The organism is Streptomyces spiralis (assembly GCF_014654675.1).
In the GTDB taxonomy this organism is placed as follows: domain Bacteria; phylum Actinomycetota; class Actinomycetes; order Streptomycetales; family Streptomycetaceae; genus Streptomyces; species Streptomyces spiralis.
Genome location: NZ_BNBC01000057.1, coordinates 1 through 19,412 on the forward strand (window position 1 = coordinate 1; position 19,412 = coordinate 19,412).

At 69.8% G+C, this 19,412-nt stretch carries 17 protein-coding genes and 2 riboswitches; of the genes, 10 read left to right on the forward strand and 7 right to left on the reverse strand.

Going from position 1 to position 19,412, the window contains the following annotated elements; genetic code table 11:
• Positions 1–170 precede the first annotated feature (170 nt).
• The 6 genes from IE318_RS37790 to gcvT all read right to left on the reverse strand — a co-directional run bounded on the left by IE318_RS37790 (position 171) and on the right by gcvT (position 6,052).
• Positions 171–428, reverse strand: coding sequence for a response regulator transcription factor (locus tag IE318_RS37790; RefSeq protein ID WP_308438623.1), 258 nt, complete (start codon positions 426–428; stop codon positions 171–173).
• A 531-nt stretch (positions 429–959) separates the two neighbouring features.
• Positions 960–1,535, reverse strand: a complete 576-nt coding sequence (locus IE318_RS37795; RefSeq protein ID WP_189907449.1) for a hypothetical protein — start codon at positions 1,533–1,535, stop codon at positions 960–962.
• Positions 1,536–1,643: 108 nt separating this feature from the next.
• Complete coding sequence (locus IE318_RS37800; RefSeq protein ID WP_189907450.1) at positions 1,644–3,011, reverse strand: L-serine ammonia-lyase; 1,368 nt, start codon at positions 3,009–3,011, stop codon at positions 1,644–1,646.
• Between the two features lie 74 nt (positions 3,012–3,085).
• Positions 3,086–4,348, reverse strand: a complete 1,263-nt coding sequence (glyA, locus tag IE318_RS37805) for a serine hydroxymethyltransferase (protein WP_189907451.1) — start codon at positions 4,346–4,348, stop codon at positions 3,086–3,088.
• A 17-nt stretch (positions 4,349–4,365) separates the two neighbouring features.
• Positions 4,366–4,743: a glycine cleavage system protein GcvH gene (gcvH, locus tag IE318_RS37810; protein WP_030179780.1), complete on the reverse strand. Its 378-nt coding sequence runs from the start codon at positions 4,741–4,743 to the stop codon at positions 4,366–4,368.
• Positions 4,744–4,924: 181 nt separating this feature from the next.
• Complete coding sequence (gcvT, locus tag IE318_RS37815; RefSeq protein ID WP_030179783.1) at positions 4,925–6,052, reverse strand: glycine cleavage system aminomethyltransferase GcvT; 1,128 nt, start codon at positions 6,050–6,052, stop codon at positions 4,925–4,927.
• Positions 6,053–6,129: 77 nt separating this feature from the next.
• A riboswitch (glycine riboswitch) is annotated at positions 6,130–6,245 on the reverse strand.
• A riboswitch (glycine riboswitch) is annotated at positions 6,246–6,345 on the reverse strand. It abuts the riboswitch before it with no gap.
• A 170-nt stretch (positions 6,346–6,515) separates the two neighbouring features.
• Here gcvT and IE318_RS37820 point away from each other — a divergent pair.
• The 10 genes from IE318_RS37820 to IE318_RS37865 all read left to right on the forward strand — a co-directional run bounded on the left by IE318_RS37820 (position 6,516) and on the right by IE318_RS37865 (position 18,160).
• Positions 6,516–7,229: an AAA family ATPase gene (locus tag IE318_RS37820; protein ID WP_189907452.1), complete on the forward strand. Its 714-nt coding sequence runs from the start codon at positions 6,516–6,518 to the stop codon at positions 7,227–7,229.
• A 41-nt stretch (positions 7,230–7,270) separates the two neighbouring features.
• Complete coding sequence (locus IE318_RS37825) at positions 7,271–8,071, forward strand: enhanced serine sensitivity protein SseB (RefSeq protein WP_030179788.1); 801 nt, start codon at positions 7,271–7,273, stop codon at positions 8,069–8,071.
• A gap of 171 nt (positions 8,072–8,242) precedes the next feature.
• Positions 8,243–9,043 carry an enhanced serine sensitivity protein SseB C-terminal domain-containing protein gene (locus IE318_RS37830; RefSeq protein ID WP_030179315.1) on the forward strand — a complete coding sequence of 267 codons (801 nt, stop codon included), beginning with the start codon at positions 8,243–8,245 and terminating at the stop codon, positions 9,041–9,043.
• A 335-nt stretch (positions 9,044–9,378) separates the two neighbouring features.
• Positions 9,379–10,386: an ABC transporter permease gene (locus IE318_RS37835; RefSeq protein WP_189907453.1), complete on the forward strand. Its 1,008-nt coding sequence runs from the start codon at positions 9,379–9,381 to the stop codon at positions 10,384–10,386.
• Between the two features lie 70 nt (positions 10,387–10,456).
• Positions 10,457–12,247, forward strand: a complete 1,791-nt coding sequence (locus tag IE318_RS37840; protein WP_189907454.1) for an ABC transporter substrate-binding protein — start codon at positions 10,457–10,459, stop codon at positions 12,245–12,247.
• A 110-nt stretch (positions 12,248–12,357) separates the two neighbouring features.
• Positions 12,358–13,356, forward strand: a complete 999-nt coding sequence (locus IE318_RS37845; protein WP_189907455.1) for an ABC transporter permease — start codon at positions 12,358–12,360, stop codon at positions 13,354–13,356.
• Positions 13,353–14,450: an ABC transporter ATP-binding protein gene (locus IE318_RS37850; RefSeq protein ID WP_030179323.1), complete on the forward strand. Its 1,098-nt coding sequence runs from the start codon at positions 13,353–13,355 to the stop codon at positions 14,448–14,450. The genes IE318_RS37845 and IE318_RS37850 overlap by 4 nt, the downstream gene beginning before the upstream one ends.
• Positions 14,451–14,473: 23 nt before the next feature.
• Complete coding sequence (locus IE318_RS37855; protein WP_189907456.1) at positions 14,474–15,952, forward strand: ABC transporter ATP-binding protein; 1,479 nt, start codon at positions 14,474–14,476, stop codon at positions 15,950–15,952.
• Positions 15,953–16,056: 104 nt separating this feature from the next.
• A complete protein-coding gene (locus tag IE318_RS37860) occupies positions 16,057–17,448 on the forward strand; it encodes a M1 family metallopeptidase (RefSeq protein ID WP_189907457.1) in 1,392 nt (463 codons plus the stop codon).
• A gap of 55 nt (positions 17,449–17,503) precedes the next feature.
• Positions 17,504–18,160, forward strand: a complete 657-nt coding sequence (locus IE318_RS37865) for a trimeric intracellular cation channel family protein (protein ID WP_030179330.1) — start codon at positions 17,504–17,506, stop codon at positions 18,158–18,160.
• Here the strand turns inward: IE318_RS37865 and IE318_RS37870 are convergent.
• Complete coding sequence (locus tag IE318_RS37870; RefSeq protein ID WP_189907458.1) at positions 18,069–19,307, reverse strand: alpha/beta hydrolase; 1,239 nt, start codon at positions 19,305–19,307, stop codon at positions 18,069–18,071. The two genes, IE318_RS37865 and IE318_RS37870, sit on opposite strands and share 92 nt — an antisense overlap.
• Between the last annotated feature and the right edge of the window lie 105 nt (positions 19,308–19,412).

Below are 19,412 nucleotides of genomic sequence, written 5' to 3' on the forward strand. Positions count from 1 at the left end.
GGTGGCGGGAGCGGGAACACCCAGGGCGGTACGCAGGGTGGCGGGAGCGGGAACACCCAGGGCGGTACGCAGGGTGGGGGCAGTGGGAACACCCAGGGCGGTACCCAGAGCTGAGCGTTGGAGCGTCCCCAGGAGGCGGCTCGGCACCCCGTGGAGGGGCCGGCGACTGATCACTCCGTGGAGTCGCTGACGAATATCCCGTACTCCAGGGCCAGCCGGGTGAGGTCCGCCCGACGGCGTGAGCCGCTTTTTCTGCGCAGTCGTTCCAGATGCGTATGGACCGTGTTCTCGGTGATGTTCAACCGCGTGGCGATCTCCCGGTCCGTCGCACCGCCGGCCACGAGATGCAGGATCTGCCTCTCGCGGCCGGTGAGGTGAGGAGGGGGAGCGGGTATGCTCCTGCCCGCCAGACTGGCGCCCGAGATAATCCCTGCCGGACGCGACGGCGCGAATGGCCGTCACCAACTCCGCATCGTCGGTTCTCCGGCTCAGATATCCGCGAGCGCCGGCCTTGATGCACAGGACGGCGTCGGACTGTGCCTGCGAGGTCGACAGGACGATGACGGCGTGGCCCTGCCGGTGCAACCGGGCCACCTGGTGGGACGTCACATGGTCACTGTTCTGCGGGGTGATCAGCAGGACGATCTTCACCTTGTCGGGATCGCACACCAGGTCGTCGACCGTGGTGGCGAGGTGCCTGATCCTCAGGTCCGGTTGGGCCCTGATCGCCTGGTCGACACCGAGCTGGAGCAGCGGCCAGTCGCAGATGACGGCCATGTGTATCACGGATGGGCTCATGAGAGGCTCCAGCGGAGGTGGGGCCAGGCCCGCCGGCCACGTGACGCTGCGGGACGAGCGGTCGGCGGCTCGTGCCGCCCGATCCCACATTCGGCCCTTCCGCGGGAAGCGGCACCCCTGGATGACCCATACGGGGGAGCCGGGCCGCCGCGCCCTGTGCTTCACATCGGCCAGAGATCCGTCGCGTACTTGATGGGCAGGTGCAGGAGGGGGGCCGGCGCCGATCGGCCCTGCCGCGGGACGCCGAGCATCGCGGCATCGACCGCCGGGAACGTCACCGCGGCCGGGGAAAGCGCCGGGCCCGTGCCGATGCCCGTGGCCGTGTCGTCGCCGGTGGTGCCTTGCGTGCCGCCCTGGGTGTTGTCGGTGCCGCTCTGTGTTCCGCCCTGGGTGTTGTGGGTACCGCTCTGCGTGCCGCCCTGGGTGTTGCCGGTGCCGCCGCCCTGGGTGCCGCCCTGGGTGTTGTTCGTACCGCCCTGCGTGCCGCCCAGGGTGTTTCCTGTGCCGCTCTGCGTATTGCCGAGCTGAACGCTATTGGTGTTCCCGTCCCCCCGGTTGAAGATGTTGCCGTCACCCTTGCTGAAGATGGTGCCGTAGTAGTTGTTGACAACAATGACCGGCCCCGAGGGGGAATCGGATCCGGTGTTGTCTCCCGCGGAGGCCTGGCCCGCTGTTGCGCCCGTCATCGCCACGGCGGCGACAAAAGGCAGCGTTGCATAGACGCCGAACCGTTTCACGGCAGCCCTTTCTTGCCATCGGTGAAGGGAAGGGTCCCTACCGACAAACTGCCGCAACTCATCACTTCATCACTTCAGCGACACGGTGATGTCACACGTGCAGTTGCCTCAGCACTCGATGATGTTCACCGCGAGTCCGCCGCGGGCGGTCTCCTTGTACTTGACCGACATGTCGGCGCCGGTGTCCTTCATGGTCTTGATGACCTTGTCGAGGGACACCTTGTGGGAGCCGTCGCCGCGCAGGGCCATGCGGGCGGCGGTGACGGCCTTCACGGCGGCCATGCCGTTGCGCTCGATGCAGGGGATCTGGACCAGGCCGCCGACCGGGTCGCAGGTCAGACCGAGGTTGTGTTCCATGCCGATCTCGGCGGCGTTCTCCACCTGCTCCGGCGAGCCGCCCATCACCTCCGCCAGCGCACCGGCGGCCATGGAGCAGGCGGAGCCGACCTCGCCCTGGCAGCCGACCTCGGCGCCGGAGATCGAGGCGTTCTCCTTGAACAGCATGCCGATCGCGCCGGCGGCGAGCAGGAAGCGGACCACGCCGTCCTCGTCGGCGCCGGGGATGAAGTCGATGTAGTAGTGCAGGACGGCGGGGATGATGCCGGCCGCGCCGTTGGTGGGGGCGGTCACCACCCGGCCGCCGGCGGCGTTCTCCTCGTTGACCGCCATGGCGTACAGGGTGATCCACTCCATGGCGTGCGCCAGCGGGTCGCCCTCGGCGCGCAGCTGGCGGGCCGAGACCGCGGCCCGGCGGCGGACCTTCAGACCGCCGGGCAGGATGCCCTCACGGGTCATGCCGCGCCGGACGCACTCGCGCATCACCCGCCAGATCTCCAGCAGGCCCGCGCGGATCTCCTCCTCGGTGCGCCAGGCCCGCTCGTTCTCCAGCATGAGGGAGGAGATCGACAGGCCCGTCTCCTTCGTGAGGCGCAGCAGCTCGTCGCCGGTGCGGAAGGGGTACTTCAGCACGGTGTCGTCGAGCTTGATGCGGTCCGCGCCGACCGCGTCCTCGTCCACGACGAAGCCGCCGCCGACCGAGTAGTACGTCTTCGACAGCAGCTCCGCCCCGGCAGGGTCATATGCCCGGATCGTCATGCCGTTGGCGTGGTAGGGCAGGGCCTTGCGGCGGTGCAGGACCAGATCGTCGTCGAAGGAGAAGGCGATCTCGTGCTCGCCGAGGAGCTTCAGGCGACCCGCCGCCTTGATGTCCTGCACCCGCTCGTCCGCGGACTCCACGTCCACGGTGCGCGGCGAGGCGCCCTCCAGGCCGAGCAGGACCGCCTTGGGGGTGCCGTGGCCGTGCCCGGTGGCGCCGAGCGAGCCGTACAGCTCGCAGCGCACGGACCCGACGGAGGCCAGCAGGCCTTCGTTGCGCAGGCGGCGCGCGAACATCCGCGCCGCGCGCATCGGGCCGACCGTGTGGGAGCTGGACGGGCCGATGCCGATCGAGAACAGGTCGAAGACCGAGATGGCCACGGTCACTCCTCAAGACAGCAGAAACGCACAAACAGGGGATGGTGGGGCACCCTCACGGGTGCCCCACCGGCGAGTCACTTGTTCAGACCCGGGTACAGCGGGTGCTTGTCGGCCAGGGCCTTCACCCGGGCCTTGAGCGCCTCGGCGTCGTAGGACGGCTTCAGCGCCTCGGCGATCACGTCGGCGACCTCGGCGAAGTCCTCGGCGGTGAAGCCGCGGGTCGCCAGGGCCGGCGTGCCGATCCTGAGGCCCGAGGTGACCATGGGCGGACGGGGGTCGTTCGGCACCGCGTTGCGGTTGACCGTGATCCCGACCTCGTGGAGGCGGTCCTCGGCCTGCCGGCCGTCCAGCTCCGAGTTGCGCAGGTCCACCAGGACCAGGTGCACATCGGTGCCGCCGGTCAGCACGTCCACGCCGGCCGCCCGGGCGTCGTCCCGCACCAGGCGCTCGGCCAGGATGCGGGCGCCCTCCAGCGTACGACGCTGGCGCTCCTTGAAGTCGTCGCCCGCGGCGACCTTGAAGGCCACCGCCTTGGCGGCGATCACGTGCTCCAGCGGACCGCCCTGCTGACCGGGGAAGACCGCGGAGTTGATCTTCTTCGCGAGCTCGGCGGTGGACAGGATCACACCGCCGCGCGGGCCGCCCAGCGTCTTGTGGGTCGTGGTGGTGACCACGTGGGCGTGCGGCACCGGGTTGGGGTGCAGGCCCGCCGCGACCAGACCGGCGAAGTGCGCCATGTCGACCATCAGGTAGGCGCCGACCTCGTCCGCGATCCGGCGGAAGGCGGCGAAGTCCAGCTGCCGCGGGTAGGCCGACCAGCCGGCCACGATCAGCTTGGGCCGGGACTCCTTCGCCAGCCGCTCCACCTCGGCCATGTCGACCAGGCCGTCCTCGCCCACGTGGTAGGCGACGACGTCGTAGAGCTTGCCGGAGAAGTTGATCTTCATGCCGTGGGTCAGGTGCCCGCCGTGCGCGAGGTTCAGACCCATGATCGTGTCACCGGGCTGGAGCAGCGCGAACATCGCGGCCGCGTTCGCCTGGGCACCGGAGTGCGGCTGCACGTTGGCGTGCTCGGCGCCGAACAGGGCCTTGATGCGGTCGATGGCGATCTGCTCGACCACGTCGACGTGCTCGCAGCCGCCGTAGTAGCGGCGGCCCGGGTAGCCCTCGGCGTACTTGTTGGTCAGGACCGAGCCCTGGGCCTCCATGACCGCGACCGGGGCGAAGTTCTCCGAGGCGATCATCTCCAGCGTGGACTGCTGGCGGTGCAGCTCGGCGTCGACCGCGGCGGCCACCTCCGGGTCGAGCTCGTGCAGGGGCGTGTTCAGAACACTCATGTGCTTGTGTCCGCTCCTCAGCCGGCCGTCTCGGCGGCGTACTCGTCGGCGGAGAGCAGGTCGGCCGGCTCCTCCGTGACGCGCACCTTGAACAGCCAGCCGCCCTCGAAGGGCGCGGAGTTCACCAGCGACGGGTCGTTCACCACGTCCTCGTTGACCTCGGTGACCTCACCGCTGACCGGGGAGTACAGGTCGGAGACCGACTTGGTCGACTCCAGCTCGCCGCAGGTCTCGCCCGCGGCCACCGTGGTGCCGACCTCCGGCAGGTCGGCGTAGACGACATCGCCGAGCGCGTTGGCCGCGAACTCCGTGATGCCGACCGTCGCGACGCCGTCCTCGGCGGGCGACAGCCACTCGTGCTCCTTGCTGTAGCGCAGCTGCTGGGGGTTGCTCATGGCCTGAATTCTCCTGTACGCGGGGGACTGCTGATGACTGAGGGACTGCTGAAAACGCTGGTGAGCTGGGTGATGTGCCGGGCGTCACACGCGAGGGCGCGACACGGGCACACGCCGTCCGGGGACCCGGTGCCGCACGGGGCCGCCGGCGCCCTGCCGGACCAGTCTTACGACCTGGTCGTTACTTCTGCCGCTTGTAGAAGGGCAGCGCCACGACCTCGTACGGTTCGTGCCTGCCCCTGATGTCCACGCCGACGCCCGGCGTGCCCGGCGCGGCGTGCACGGCGTCGACGTACGCCATGGCGATCGGCTTGCCCAGGGTGGGGGAGGGGGCGCCGGAGGTGACCTCGCCGATCACCTCGCCGCCCGCGACGACGGGGTACCCGGCGCGCGGCACGCGACGGCCCTCGGCGACCAGGCCGACGAGCACCCGGGGCGGCTGGGACGCGGCGCGCTCGGCGGCGGCCAGCAGCGCCTCGCGGCCCACGAAGTCGCCCTCCTTGTCGAACTTGACCACCCGGCCGAGCCCGGCGTCGAACGGGGTGAGCCCGGTCGTCAGCTCGTGCCCGTACAGCGGCATGCCGGCCTCCAGGCGCAGCGTGTCGCGGCAGGACAGCCCGCACGGCACCAGCCCGGCGTCCGCTCCGGCGTCGGTCAGCGCCTGCCACAGCTTCTCGGCGTCGGCCGGCGCGACGAACAGCTCGAAGCCGTCCTCGCCGGTGTAGCCGGTGCGCGCGATCAGCGCGGGCACCCCGGCGACCGTGCCGGGCAGGCCGGCGTAGTACTTCAGGCCGTCCAGGTCGGCGTCGGTGAGGGAGGCGAGGATGCCGGGGGACTCGGGGCCCTGCACGGCGATCAGGGCGTAGTTGTCCCGGTCGTCGCGGACCTCGGCGTCGAAACCGGCCGCCCGCTCGGTGAGCGCGTCCAGCACGACCTGGGCGTTGGAGGCGTTGGCGACCACCATGTACTCGGCCTCGGCCAGCCGGTAGACGATCAGGTCGTCCAGGATGCCGCCGTCCTCGCGGCAGATCATGGTGTACCGGGCCCGGCCCACGCCGACGGAGGCGATGTTGCCGACCAGGGCGTGGTTCAGCAGGGCGGCGGCCTGCGGGCCGGTGACGGTGATCTCGCCCATGTGGGAGAGGTCGAAGAGCCCGGCCCGGGTGCGCACGGCGAGGTGCTCGTCGCGCTCGGAGCCGTAGCGCAGCGGCATGTCCCAGCCGGCGAAGTCGGTCATCGTCGCACCGAGCGCGCGGTGCACCGCGTCGAGCGCGGTATGGCGAAGCGGACGGGGTGCGGAACTGCTCATCGGGCGTGTCTCCCAGGCGGTGGGGATCCCCCCGCGCGAGCGAGGCCGAGCGTGGGGAGGGCGAGGACGGATCGGTGTCCTCCCCATCTGTCATCGGAACCTGAGAGGTTCGCCATGACCGCCGTAGGACGGATGATCACGGCTTGCACCTTGGGTGGAGCCACTGCGGCAGCGGCCCGCTTTTCAGATGTGCCTCGCCCGCGCGGTAACGGGGCCTGAGAGATTCAAGGGAGGGACTTGCTCCTTCGGCGCCCCAGCGAGACGGCTGCTGGGAACTCTCCCGCGCGGATTCAAGCGGCCTGTATGCAGTTGGCGCGCACATCATTGCACGCCGGGCCGGATCACGTCAGGCCGCATCTGTGACCGACCCGTGGCAGAACGCGCACGAAATCACCGGACGCGGGGCATTACCTTCTCTTTACACTCGAGGGGGAGGTGAACCGTCACCACCCAGGGGAGGACGATGACGGTGAACAGGACCGCGCCGGCGTACGCCACGACCCGGGCCCTCGCCCTGCCCGGCCGACCCGGGGCCCGGGGGCCCCTCGCCCCGGCCCGCGAGCACGACGGCGGGGGTCCCGTGCCCGTGGTGCGCGACCTGCGCGAGCGGGCCGGCCGCAGCCCGCACGCGCTGCTCTTCGGCCCGCACGACCTGGCCGTGGTCACCGGCCTGCCCGGCAGCGGCAAGTCGACCCTGATGCGGCATGCGGTGCGCGGCCCGCGGATCGACTCCCAGGACACCCGCGACCGCTGGGACGCCCGCCTCTCGCCCCACCTGCCCTACGCGCTCTACCGCCCGCTGGTCCGCCTCGCCCACTACGCCGCGCTGCGCCGCGCGCTGCGCTCCGGAGAGGGGGTCGTGGTCCACGACTGCGGCACGCAGAGCTGGGTCCGCGGCTGGCTGGCCCGCGCCGCCCGCCGCCGCGGCGGCACGCTCCACCTGATCCTGCTGGACGTCACCCCCGAGACCGCCGTGGACGGCATGCGCCGGCGCGGCCGCGGTGTCTCCCGCTACGCCTTCCTGCGCCACCGCAGGGCCGCGGGCCGTCTGCTGCGCGCCGTCGAGCGGGGCGAGCTGCCGGCGGGCTGCGGCTCGGCGGTCCTGCTGGACCGCGAGGCGGCGGCCGCGCTGCGCCGGATCGGCTTCACCGGCCCGCCCCGCACCGGCACCCGATAGCCTTTCGGTCACAACAGCGGTTCCCAGCAGGTGGTAGGCGAATGGACATTCCGGCGGACTTCTCCGGGGGCTACCCCGCGGACTTTCCGGCACAGGCGCATCCCCAGCCGCACGGCGGATGGCCCGGCAACGAGCTGGAGGAAGTGCTCTCCGCCTCCCTCGGCATCCCCTCGGCCGGCGGCCGGATCATCGAGGTGCTGGGCCGCAGCTTCCTGTGGGTTCCGCTGCCCGGCGGCGGTGGCCCGCACAGCGGTCCGCTCGACCTGCCCACCCTGGAGATCGACGGCCAGGCCTACGTCCCGGTCTTCAGTTCCGAGGAGCAGTTCCGCCAGGTCGCCGGCCCCCACATGTCCTACGCCATCGCGCCCGCCGTCGAGTTCGCGCGCGGACTGCCCCCGCAGGTCGGCATCGCGCTGAACCCGGAGGGCGTGGTCGGCATCCCGCTGCCCCCGCCGGCCGTGGCCGAACTGTGCCGGGCCGGGCGCACCGAACTGGACGGCCCCGGCGGCGGCCGCGTCCGTCTGTTCGAACCCGACTGGCAGGACGACCCGGTGGACTTCCTGGCCGCCGCCTCCGCCGAGTTCGCCGAAACGGGCGTGGTCCTGGCGGCCCGCCGCTGCCTGGCCGCCATAGAGACGGCCGACCCGGTGATGTTCATAGGCGTCGAGCTCTCCCAGTGGGACGGCGACCTGCGCGCCCGCCCCCTGGACGCCCTGGGCCGGGCCCTCGCCAAGGTCCCCGTCCGGTGGCCCGTCAACCTGGTCCTGCTGGACGTGACGGACGACCCGGTGGCGGGCTGGCTGCGGGAAAAGGTCCGGCCGTTCTACCAGTACGGCCACTGAGGATCCTCCAGGGGCGCGGGGCGGTGCCGACAGGCGGCTGCGCCGCGGGGCGCGACGGGTCACGACCTCCCCGCACCCGCGGGACGACACCACGCACCGGGCTCGCGGGCGGGCTCTAAGCTGGACCCACGGCTCGGTCGAAACGTTGCTTGTACGAAGGGGCGGTAAAAAGTGAGCGCGAGCGGCACGGCCGCGGCCGGGCACGTGGAGCAGACGCTGCGCCAGGTGACGCCCGGACGCTACGACGCCTACGAGGCGCTGCTGCGCGCCCTCGCGACCCCCACCTCCGGCCAGGTCTGGATGCTGCTCTGGCACGGCCAGGCGGGTTCTCCCGACGCCCAGTACGGCCACATGGACGTCGACGGCCACGGCTACGCCCCCTGCGTCACCTCCGCCCAGGAGCTGTCGGCCAGCGGCTGGAACCGGTCCTACGAGGTGGTGGACGCCCTCGACGTCGCCCGCGTCCTCTACCCCGACCACTACGGCCTGTGGCTGAACCCGCACGCCCCCGGCGGCGGCGTCGGCATCCCCTGGCTGGACCTGCGCCGCATCGCCACCGGCCTGGACCGCCAGCCCGCCGGACCGCTCAGAGTGTCCGAACCGGCCATCGAGATCCCCCACTTCTACGCCCTGCTGACGCAGAACGCCCACCGCACCCCGGCGGTCCGCTCGCTGCGGCGCGCCTGGGTGCAGCCCGCGTTCGGGGCGCCGTACCTCGCCATCGGCCTGGACGTGTACGACACCTCCCCGACCGCCGTCGACTCGGTGCGGGCGATGATGCGGCAGTCCGTCGGCGCGGTCCCCGACGGGCTGCCGGTGTCGACCGTGGCGATGTCCGACGAGTTCGACCCGGTGGCGATGTGGCTGCGCGCCAGCGCCCGCCCGTTCTACGACCGCGAGGCCCACGCCGCCCCGGCTGTCCAGAACCCGCCGGGCGGCTACGGCTACCCGCCGGCCGGGGGCGGATACTGATCCGGTCGCGCCGCACGGCCGGCGCCGGCTTCCGTGCCCGGACTGCGGACGCCAGGACTCTCTTCGCGCGTAGATGAGGGCGGAAGGTCCGTTTCTGTCCCAGAAGGCCCAACTAGCCCTCGTCCGCCCCCCGTTACCCACTGTCCGGATAACGGAACCCTCCAGCCTGCATCACGTTTACGCATCCATTCCCCGTCAAGTCTGGCAACAGATCGCCAAAGCGTTGAAGACTCCCGCACCAAGGGGGCTTTCGCCCCTGTGTACGACGGACTGATCATGCCGCCACAGCGGCAAGTGCGGGCCGGCTACCGCCGGTTGAGAGGGGTCCCTGCCTAATGACGGCACCATTGCACGAGCCGACCGCGGAAGCGGCCCCGAGCGCGGCCGACGAAGCGGCGGTAGCCACCGCGGGCGTGAAGGCCGTCCAGGGCCGCTCCCTGGGACGGATCGCCTGGGGGCGCCTGAAGCGGGACAAACTCGCGCTGACGGGCGGCGTCGTCGTGCTCGTCCTCATCGTGATCGCCCTGCTCGCGCCGGTGATCACGAATCTGGTCGGGCAGGACCCGAACGACTACCACGAGAATCTGATCGACCCGCTGTTCGGCACCCCCACGGGATCGCTGGGCGGCATCAGCGGCGACCACCTCCTCGGGGTCGAGCCGGTCAACGGCCGCGACATCTTCGCCCGCATCGTCTACGGCGCCCAGATCTCCCTGCTCGTCGGCTTCCTGTCCGCCGTGGTCGCCGTCATCCTGGGCACCGTCCTCGGCATCCTGGCGGGCTTCTTCGGCGGCTGGGTGGACTCGGTCATCAGCCGCGTCATGGACGGTCTGCTGGCATTCCCCCAGCTGCTGTTCATCATTGCGCTGGTCTCGGTGATGCCGAACTCGATGCTCGGCCTGACCGGCACGGGCGTCCGCGTGTTCGTGATGATCCTGGTCATCGGCTTCTTCGGCTGGCCGTACATCGGCCGCGTGGTGCGCGGCCAGACGCTCTCGCTGCGTGAACGCGAGTACGTCGAGGCGGCCCGCTCGCTCGGCGCCGGCCGGTTCTACATCCTGTTCAAGGAGCTGCTGCCCAACCTGGTCGCCCCCATCATCGTGTACACGACGATGATGATCCCGACCAACATCCTCACCGAGGCGGCGCTGAGCTTCCTGGGCGTGGGCGTCAAGCCGCCGACCGCCTCCTGGGGACAGATGCTCTCCAGCGCGATCGACTACTACGACTCGGACCCGATGTACATGGTGGTCCCGGGCGTGGCGATCTTCATCACGGTTCTGGCCTTCAACCTGTTCGGCGACGGCGTGCGAGACGCGCTCGACCCGAAGGGTTCGCGCTGAAGTGCCGTACCCCAAGCGTCCCGTGAGCTCACCCACGGGGTCTCTCATCAAATCCGGAGGATCCGAGATCGTGACTACCCAACGCACCTCAGGGCGGCGCAAGCAGGCCCTTGCCGCTGCCGCAGTGGTCGCCGGGCTGCTGACCACGGCGGCGTGCGGCGGAGGCAACGACAGCGGCGACTCGAAGAGCGGCGCGGCCGGCTTCAACGCTGCGAACAACAAGGTGGCCCAGGCCGACCAGGTCAAGAAGGGCGGCACGCTCAAGTTCGTCACCACGCAGGACGCCGACTCGTGGGACACCACGCGCGGCTACTACGGCTTCATGTGGGACTTCGCGCGGTACTACAGCCGTCAGCTGCTCACCTACAAGACCGAGCCGGGCGCCGAGGGTGCCAAGGTCACCCCGGACCTCGCCACCGACATGGGCAAGGTCTCGGACGGCGGCAAGACCTACACGTTCACGCTGCGTGACGGCATCACCTGGGAGGACGGGAAGCCGATCACCTCCAAGGACGTCAAGTACGGCATCGAGCGCGTCTGGGCGCAGGACGTCCTGTCCGGCGGTCCGATCTACCTCCAGCAGATGCTGGACCCGAAGGGCACGTACAAGGGCCCGTACAAGGACAAGGCCGCGGACCACCTGGGCCTGAAGGCGATCGACACGCCGGACGACAAGACGATCGTCTTCCACCTGCCGACGCCCAACTCCGACTTCCTCCAGGTGCTGGCGATGGTCTCGGGTTCCCCGGTCCGCCAGGACAAGGACACCAAGTCCAAGTACGGCCTGCACCCCTTCTCCTCCGGCCCGTACAAGTTCCAGTCGTACAGCCCGGGCAAGAACCTGGTCCTGGTCCGCAACACCAGCTGGAAGGCCTCCTCGGACCCGGTCCGCAAGGCCTACCCGGACAAGATCACGCTGGACATCTCGACCAACCAGGTCGACTCCGACCAGCGCCTGATCAACGGCGACTACGACGTCGACGCGAGCCAGACCGGCCTGGGCCCGCAGGGCCGCCAGATCGCCCTGAAGCAGCACAAGGCCAACCTGGACAACCCGGTCTCCGGCTTCATCCGCTACGCGGTCTTCCCGCAGAGCGTCAAGCCGTTCGACAACATCCACTGCCGCAAGGCCGTGATCTACGCCGCCGACCACGTGTCGCTCCAGACCGCCCGCGGTGGCCCCATCGCCGGTGGTGACATCGGCACCAACATGCTGCCGCCGTCCGTCGCCGGTGGCGAGGGCCAGAAGTACGACCCGTACCAGATCGCCGGCGCCAACAAGAACGGCAACGCCGACCTGGCCAAGCAGGAGCTGAAGGCCTGCGGTCAGCCGAACGGCTTCTCGACCACCATCGCCGTCCGCAACAACAAGTCGCAGGAAGTGGCCACCGCCCAGTCCCTGCAGGCCGCGCTGAAGAAGGTCGGCATCAACGCCGACATCTACCAGTACGACGGCTCGCAGAGCCCGGGCATCATCGGCAGCCCCTCGAACGTGGCCAAGAAGAAGCTCGGCATCATCATCATGGGCTGGGGTCCGGACTTCCCGACCGTCCAGGGCTACGGCATCCCGCTGTGGAGCAGCAAGTACATCCTGCAGAGCGGTAACAACAACTACGCTCTGATCAAGGACAAGACGATCGACGGTCTGTTCGACCAGTACACCCAGACGCTGGACGAGGCGAAGAAGGCCCAGATCTCCACGGAGATCAACCACAAGGTCATGGAGGGCGCGTACTACCTGCCCTTCACCTTCGAGAAGTTCCTCAACATCCGCTCCTCGCGTCTGGCCAACGTCTACACGACGGACGCGTACAGCGGCTACTACGACTTCGTCAACCTCGGCCTGAAGTCCACGAAGTAAACCCGGCACACCGGCCGTACGGCACGAAAGGCAGGTGAAGGCCGGCGCGGCGAGACCGCGGACCGCCGGAAGACCTCCGGCGGTCCGCTGTCCGCGGCGGGCCGTAAGCTGTGCTCGCTTACCTCATCAGGCGGCTGTTCGCCGCCGCAGTGATGCTGGTTGTCATCATCCTGGTGGTCTTCAGCATCTTCTTCCTCGTCCCCAAGTGGGCGGGCGTCGACATCGCCCTGAGCTTCGTCGGCAAACAGGCAGACCCGGCCGCCGTCGAGGGGGTCCGCGAGAAACTGGGTCTGGCCGAACCGATCTACTCGCAGGTGTGGGAGTTCTTCAAGGGCATCTTCGCGGGCCGCACCTACTCGGGCGGCGGCGACGTCACCCACTGCGCCGCGCCCTGCTTCGGCTACTCCTTCAAGAGCGAGCAGGCCGTCTGGCCGGTGCTCACCGACCGCTTCCCGGTGACCCTGGGGCTCGCGCTCGGCGCCGCCGTGCTGTGGCTGGTCTTCGGTGTCGCCGCGGGTGTGCTCTCCGCCCTCAAGCGGGGCAGCCTGTGGGACCGCGGCGCGATGGTCGTCGCCCTCAGCGGCGTCTCGCTGCCGATCTACTTCACGGGTCTGCTCGCCTCGGCGATCTTCGTCTTCGGACTGAAGTGGTTCGACGGCAGGTACGTCCCGCTCTCGGACAGCTTCTCCGGCTGGTTCGGAAGCATGATCCTGCCCTGGGTCACCCTCGCGTTCCTGTACGCGGCCATGTACGCCCGGATCACCCGGGCCACGATGATGGAGATCCTGGGCGAGGACTACATCCGCACCGCCCGTGCCAAGGGCCTCAAGGAGCAGGTCGTCATCGGCAAGCACGCCATGCGCTCCACGATGACCCCGATCCTGACCATGCTCGGCATGGACCTCGGCGCCCTGATCGGCGGCGCGATCCTCACGGAGACGACGTTCAGCCTGCCCGGCCTCGGCCAGGCCGTGCTGAACGCCATCAAGAACCAGGATCTGCCCATCATTCTGGGCGTCACCCTGATCACCTCCCTCGCGGTGCTCATCGCCAACCTCGTGGTGGACGTCCTGTACGCCGTGATCGACCCCCGAGTGAGGCTGGCATGACCGAACTCAGCAAGACCGGAGCGGCCGTGGGCGAGCCCAGCACCGCCTCGCCCGCCCCCAGTGCCTTCCTGGAAGTGCGCGACCTGAAGGTGCACTTCCCCACCGACGACGGCCTGGTCAAGTCCGTCGACGGGCTCAGCTTCCAGCTGGAGAAGGGCAAGACCCTCGGCATCGTGGGCGAGTCCGGCTCCGGCAAGTCGGTGACCTCGCTCGGCATCATGGGCCTGCACACCGCCGGCCAGTACGGCAAGCGCAAGGCGCAGATCTCCGGCGAGATCTGGCTGGACGGCACCGAGCTGCTGTCCGCCGACCCCGACCACGTGCGCAAGCTGCGCGGCCGGGAGATGGCGATGATCTTCCAGGACCCGCTGTCCGCGCTGCACCCGTACTACACGATCGGCGCGCAGATCGTCGAGGCGTACCGCATCCACCACAAGGTCGACAAGAAGACCGCCCGCAGGCGGGCGATCGAGATGCTCGACCGGGTGGGCATCCCGCAGCCGGACAAGCGCGTGGACAGCTACCCGCACGAGTTCTCCGGCGGTATGCGCCAGCGTGCGATGATCGCGATGTCGCTGGTCAACAACCCCGAGCTGCTCATCGCGGACGAGCCGACCACCGCCCTGGACGTCACCGTCCAGGCGCAGATCCTCGACCTCATCCGGGACCTGCAGAAGGAGTTCGGCTCCGCGGTCATCATCATCACCCACGACCTCGGCGTCGTCGCCGAACTCGCCGACGACATCCTGGTGATGTACGGCGGCCGGTGCGTCGAGCGCGGCCCGGCGGACAAGGTGTTCTACGAGCCCCGCCACCCCTACACCTGGGGTCTGCTCGGCTCGATGCCGCGCCTGGACCGCGAGCAGCAGGACCGGCTCATCCCCGTCAAGGGATCGCCGCCCTCCCTGATCAACGTCCCGTCCGGCTGCGCCTTCAACCCGCGCTGCCCGTACGCCGACGTCCCGAAGGACAACGTCACCCGCACGGTCCGCCCCGAGCTGACCGAGGTCGGCAGCCAGCACTGGGCCGCCTGCCACATGTCGCAGGAGCAGCGGGAGCGGATCTGGACCGAAGAGATTGCGCCGAAGCTGTGAGTGAGAACGCAGAGGACAAGGCAGTGAGCATTCCTGCCCAGAGCGACGGCGCCGAGGCCGAGGCCGCTGGCACGGCCACCCTCACCAAGGAGGCCGCGCCCGGCGAGATCCTGCTGAAGGTCACCGGGCTGCAGAAGCACTTCCCGATCAAGAAGGGCCTGCTGCAGCGTCAGGTCGGCGCCGTGCGCGCCGTGGACGGCCTCGACTTCGAGGTGCGCTCCGGCGAGACCCTGGGCGTCGTGGGCGAGTCCGGCTGCGGCAAGTCGACGATGGGCCGGCTGATCACCCGGCTGCTCGAACCGACCGGCGGACAGATCGAGTTCGAGGGCAAGGACATCACGCACCTCGGTGTGAGCGGCATGCGCCCGATGCGCCGCGATGTGCAGATGATCTTCCAGGACCCGTACTCGTCGCTGAACCCGCGCCACACCATCGGCACGATCGTCGGCGCTCCCTTCCGGCTCCAGGGCGTGGTGCCCGAGGGCGGCATCAAGAAGGAAGTGCAGCGGCTGCTGTCGGTGGTCGGCCTCAACCCCGAGCACTACAACCGCTATCCGCACGAGTTCTCCGGCGGCCAGCGCCAGCGCATCGGTATCGCCCGTGCGCTCGCGCTCAAGCCGAAGCTGGTGGTGGCGGACGAGCCGGTCTCGGCGCTGGACGTGTCGATCCAGGCGCAGGTCGTCAACCTGCTCGACGACCTCCAGCAGGAGCTGGGCCTGACGTACGTGATCATCGCGCACGACCTGTCGGTCGTCCGGCACGTCTCGGACCGCATCGCGGTGATGTACCTCGGCAAGATCGTCGAGCTGGCCGACCGGGAATCGCTGTACAAGGCGCCGATGCACCCGTACACCAAGGCGCTGATGTCCGCCGTCCCGATCCCGGACCCCAAGCGGAAGAACGCCAAGAGCGACCGCATCCTGCTCAAGGGCGACGTCCCCTCGCCGATCTCCCCGCCGAGCGGCTGCCGCTTCCACACCCGGTGCTGGAAGGCGACGGAGATCTGCCGGACGACCGAGCCGGCGCTGAAGGAGCTGAAGCCCGGTCAGCGGGTGGCCTGCCACCACCCGGAGAACTTCGAGGACCAGGCACCGCAGGACACCGTGCTGCTGACGGCCGCGAAGGAGGCGGCGGAGCTGGTCTCCGAGGAGGCCCTCGCCAAGTCGGCCGAGACCTCGGCCGCGGTCGCGGCGGCTGCCGACGAGATCGCGGAGGCGCAGGCGGAGGCCGACACGCCGTCCTCCGACGACACGGAGGAGCCGGCCGAGGCTTCCGCGGACGCGGACGCGGACGCGGACGCGGAGTCGGACGTGGAGTCCGAGGCGGACGCGGAGTCGGCGTCGGACGCGGAGTCGGAGTCGGCGTCGGAGTCCGAGACGGGCTCGGAACCGGAGGCGGACACCGACGCCGACGCCGAGACGGCCGCCTCCGAAGCCTCGAGCAGCGCCAGTGACAGCAGTGGCGACAGCGACAGCGACAGTCAGGAGTCAAGCAAGGACTGACGCATGACAGCTTGGCAAAGTCATGCACATGACCGAACGGGGGAGTGCAGAGTCGACCCTGTCCGTGCGATCCACTGATCGACGCACGCGCGAAGGGATGACTCATGGCACTCTCCCGTTCGGCACGTCTGGCGGCCGTCACCACCGCGGCGGCCTCCTTCCTCGCCATCGCCGCCTCCTCGGCCCCCACCCACGGCGCCCCGGGCATCGGCGACTCCTACTTCCCGCAAGCGGGCAACGGCGGCTTCGACGCCCGCCACTACGCCCTCGACATCGCGTACGACCCGGACACCGACCGCCTCGACGGCCGCACCACGCTCACCGCCCGCGCCACCGAGAACCTGTCCTCCTTCGACCTGGACCTGCAGCAGCTCCAGGTCACCCGCGTCGAAGTCGACGGCAGACGCGCCGGGTTCACCCAGGACGGAGACGAGGTGCGCGTCACCCCGCGCGGCGTCCTGCCCAGGAACCGCACCTTCACCGTCACCGTGACCTACGGCGGCGTACCCGAGCCGCTCGGCGGACCCATCGTCTTCGGCTCCCAGTACGGCTGGATGAAGACCCCGGACGGCGTCTTCGTCGCCTGTGAGCCCAACGCCGCCTCCACCTGGTTCCCGTCCAGCGACCACCCCTCCGACAAGGCCACCTACGACATCCGGATCAAGGCGCCCAAGGGCCTGACCGCCGTCTCCAACGGCCGGCTGATATCGACGTACGACCGGGGCGGTTCGACGTACACCCACTGGCGCGAGGACCGGCCCATGGCCACCTACCTCGCCACCGCCACCATCGGGAAGTTCGACGTGCGCACCGGGCGGACGCCCTCCGGCATCCCGATCTACGTCGCCATCGACCCGACGTTGAAGAACAGCAACAGCGTCGACGTGTACGCCGTCACGGCCGCCGCCACCGACTACTGGTCGCAGGTCTTCGGGCCGTACCCGTTCGAGGAGACCGGCGCGATCGTCGACGACATGCCCGAGGCCGGGTTCTCGCTGGAGGTGCAGTCCAAGCCCGCCTACTCGGCCGTCCGCAACGAGTCGACGATCGTGCACGAGCTGGCCCACCAGTGGTTCGGCGACTCGGTGTCGGTGGAGCGCTGGAAGGACATCTGGCTCAACGAGGGCTTCGCCACCTACGCCCAGTGGCTGTGGGCCGAGCACCAGGGCACCCGCTCGGCGCACGACTCGTTCCTGGCAGGCTACGACGCCCGGCCGGCCGACAGCTCCTTCTGGCAGGTCGAGGTCGCCGACCCGCAGCGCGACACCATGTTCGCCTCCGCCGTCTACCAGCGTGGCGCGATGACGCTCCAGGCGCTGCGCGAACGCATCGGCGACCGGGCCTTCTTCAGGCTGCTGCCCGCCTGGACGAAGCTGCACCGCTACGGCAACGCGAACACCGCCGACTTCGTCCGCCTCGCCGAGCAGGTCTCCGGGCAGCACCTGGGCGACCTCTTCCAGAAGTGGCTGTACACGACCGGCAAACCCGCCCTGTAAGCCGGGCCGTCCTTGCATTGCAAGGCACGCACCGCACTCTGAGTAAGAATGTGGGGTGCTTCAGCAACTGTTCAGCCCCTCCGTCCAGCACACGGTCGACCTGGTCGGCATCTTCGTGTTCGCCATCTCCGGCGCGCTGCTGGCCGTCCGCAAGAACTTCGACGTCTTCGGCATCGCCGTGCTCGCCGAGGTCACCGCGCTGGGCGGAGGGCTGTTCCGCGATGTCATGATCGGGGCCGTGCCCCCGGCCGCCTTCACCGACCTGGGGTACTTCCTCACCCCGCTGCTCGCCACGGTCGTGGTCTTCTTCCTGCACCCGCACGTGGAGCGCATCCAGGCGGCGGTCCTGGTCTTCGACGCGGCCGGCCTCGGCCTCTTCTGTGTCTCCGGGACCACCAAGGCGTACGACTACGGGCTGGGCCTCACCGCGTCGGCGACCCTCGGCATGGCCACCGCCGTGGGCGGCGGTGTGCTGCGGGACGTGCTCGCCAACGAGGTTCCCTCGCTGCTGCGATGGGACCGCGACCTGTACGCGGTCCCGGCGATCGTCGGCGCCACCATGGTGGTGTTGTGCATCCACTACGACGCGCTGACCCCGCTCACCACCGCCCTGGCCGTCGTCACCGCCTTCGTGCTCCGCCTGCTCGCGATGCGGTTCCACTGGCGAGCTCCGCGGGCCTGGAACCGGCGCTCGACCGTCCGGGAGGAGTAGCGGACTTCGCGGGGTTCCCGCCACGGTGGTGGCCCAGCTCCATGGTCAGCCAGCGGAACACCGTCGGCACCTGCGGCCGCCACAGCCCCATGGTGTGCCCGCCCGCGCTGCGCGGCAGGAACACCACATGGACGGTGGTCGGCGGCTTCGCCACCTGCTCCAGGGCCACTCCGGCCTCGTAGCCGTCGCCGGCCTCCCCGGACATGTAGAGCGCGATCCGGGGCGGGGTGCGGTACTTGCGGAGCAGGACGTAGGGGTTGTTCGCCCGGCGCAGCCCGATGTTCTGCGCGGCCAGCGAGGAGCGTTCGCCGATCGGGTCGTTGTAGCCGGACAGACTCACCGCGGCCCGGTAGCGGTCGGGGTGGGCGACGGCCAGCTTGGCCGCGCAGTGCGCGCCGGCCGAGTAGCCGGCGGCCGCCCAGCCGTCGGGCGCGGCCTCGGCGCGGAAGTTGTCCGTGATCATCTTCGGCACGTCGATGCTCAGCCAGCTGTCCGCGTTGACGGTGCCCGGTATGTTGGCGCAGCCCGTGTCCGTCTTGGCGATCAGGTTGGTGCGCGGGGAGACCAGGATGAAGGGCGCGACCTGACCGCTCCTCATCAGCGGCGCCAGCTGCTCGTGCACCTTCATCGACCCGAACCACGCCTTCGCCGAGCCCGGATAGCCGGACAGCAGCTCGACCACCGGGAACTTCTTGTCCTTGTAGGCGGGCTCGTCGTACTGCGGCGGCAGCCAGACGTAGACCTCGGCCTTCACCCCCGAGACCCGGCCCTTGAGCTGGGTGACCTCGACCCCGCCGGCCGCGTGCATCCCGGGTCCGTCGGCCTGGGTGAAGCTCTGGTGGACCTTGGGCAGCCTGCGGTAGGCGATGCCTCCGGTGCCGTCGGCGCCGAGGTCGGCGGCCTTCTGCACATGGTTGCCGGTGCCGAGCAGGTCCGCCCAGTTGTCGTACAGGTTGTTGGCGTTGTTCACCAGCACGAAGACCAGGGTGACGGCGGTGGCCTGGGCGAACAGCAGCATCAGCGCGCGCAGCGCGGTGCGCAGCGCGCTGGGGCCCCTCAGCCGCGTCCACAGGACGAACGGCAGGACGAGGGCGACCACGGCCAGCGCGACGGTGGTGTACAGGAACGGAGTCCCGGTGAGGCTCATGTCCGGATAGAGGGAATTCGGGGGCCGCGGGTCACGGACGAGTACGGACACTTACCAAGAAATTGCCGAAGACCCACGCGAGTGCGCAGGGGTCGACCGGCTCGA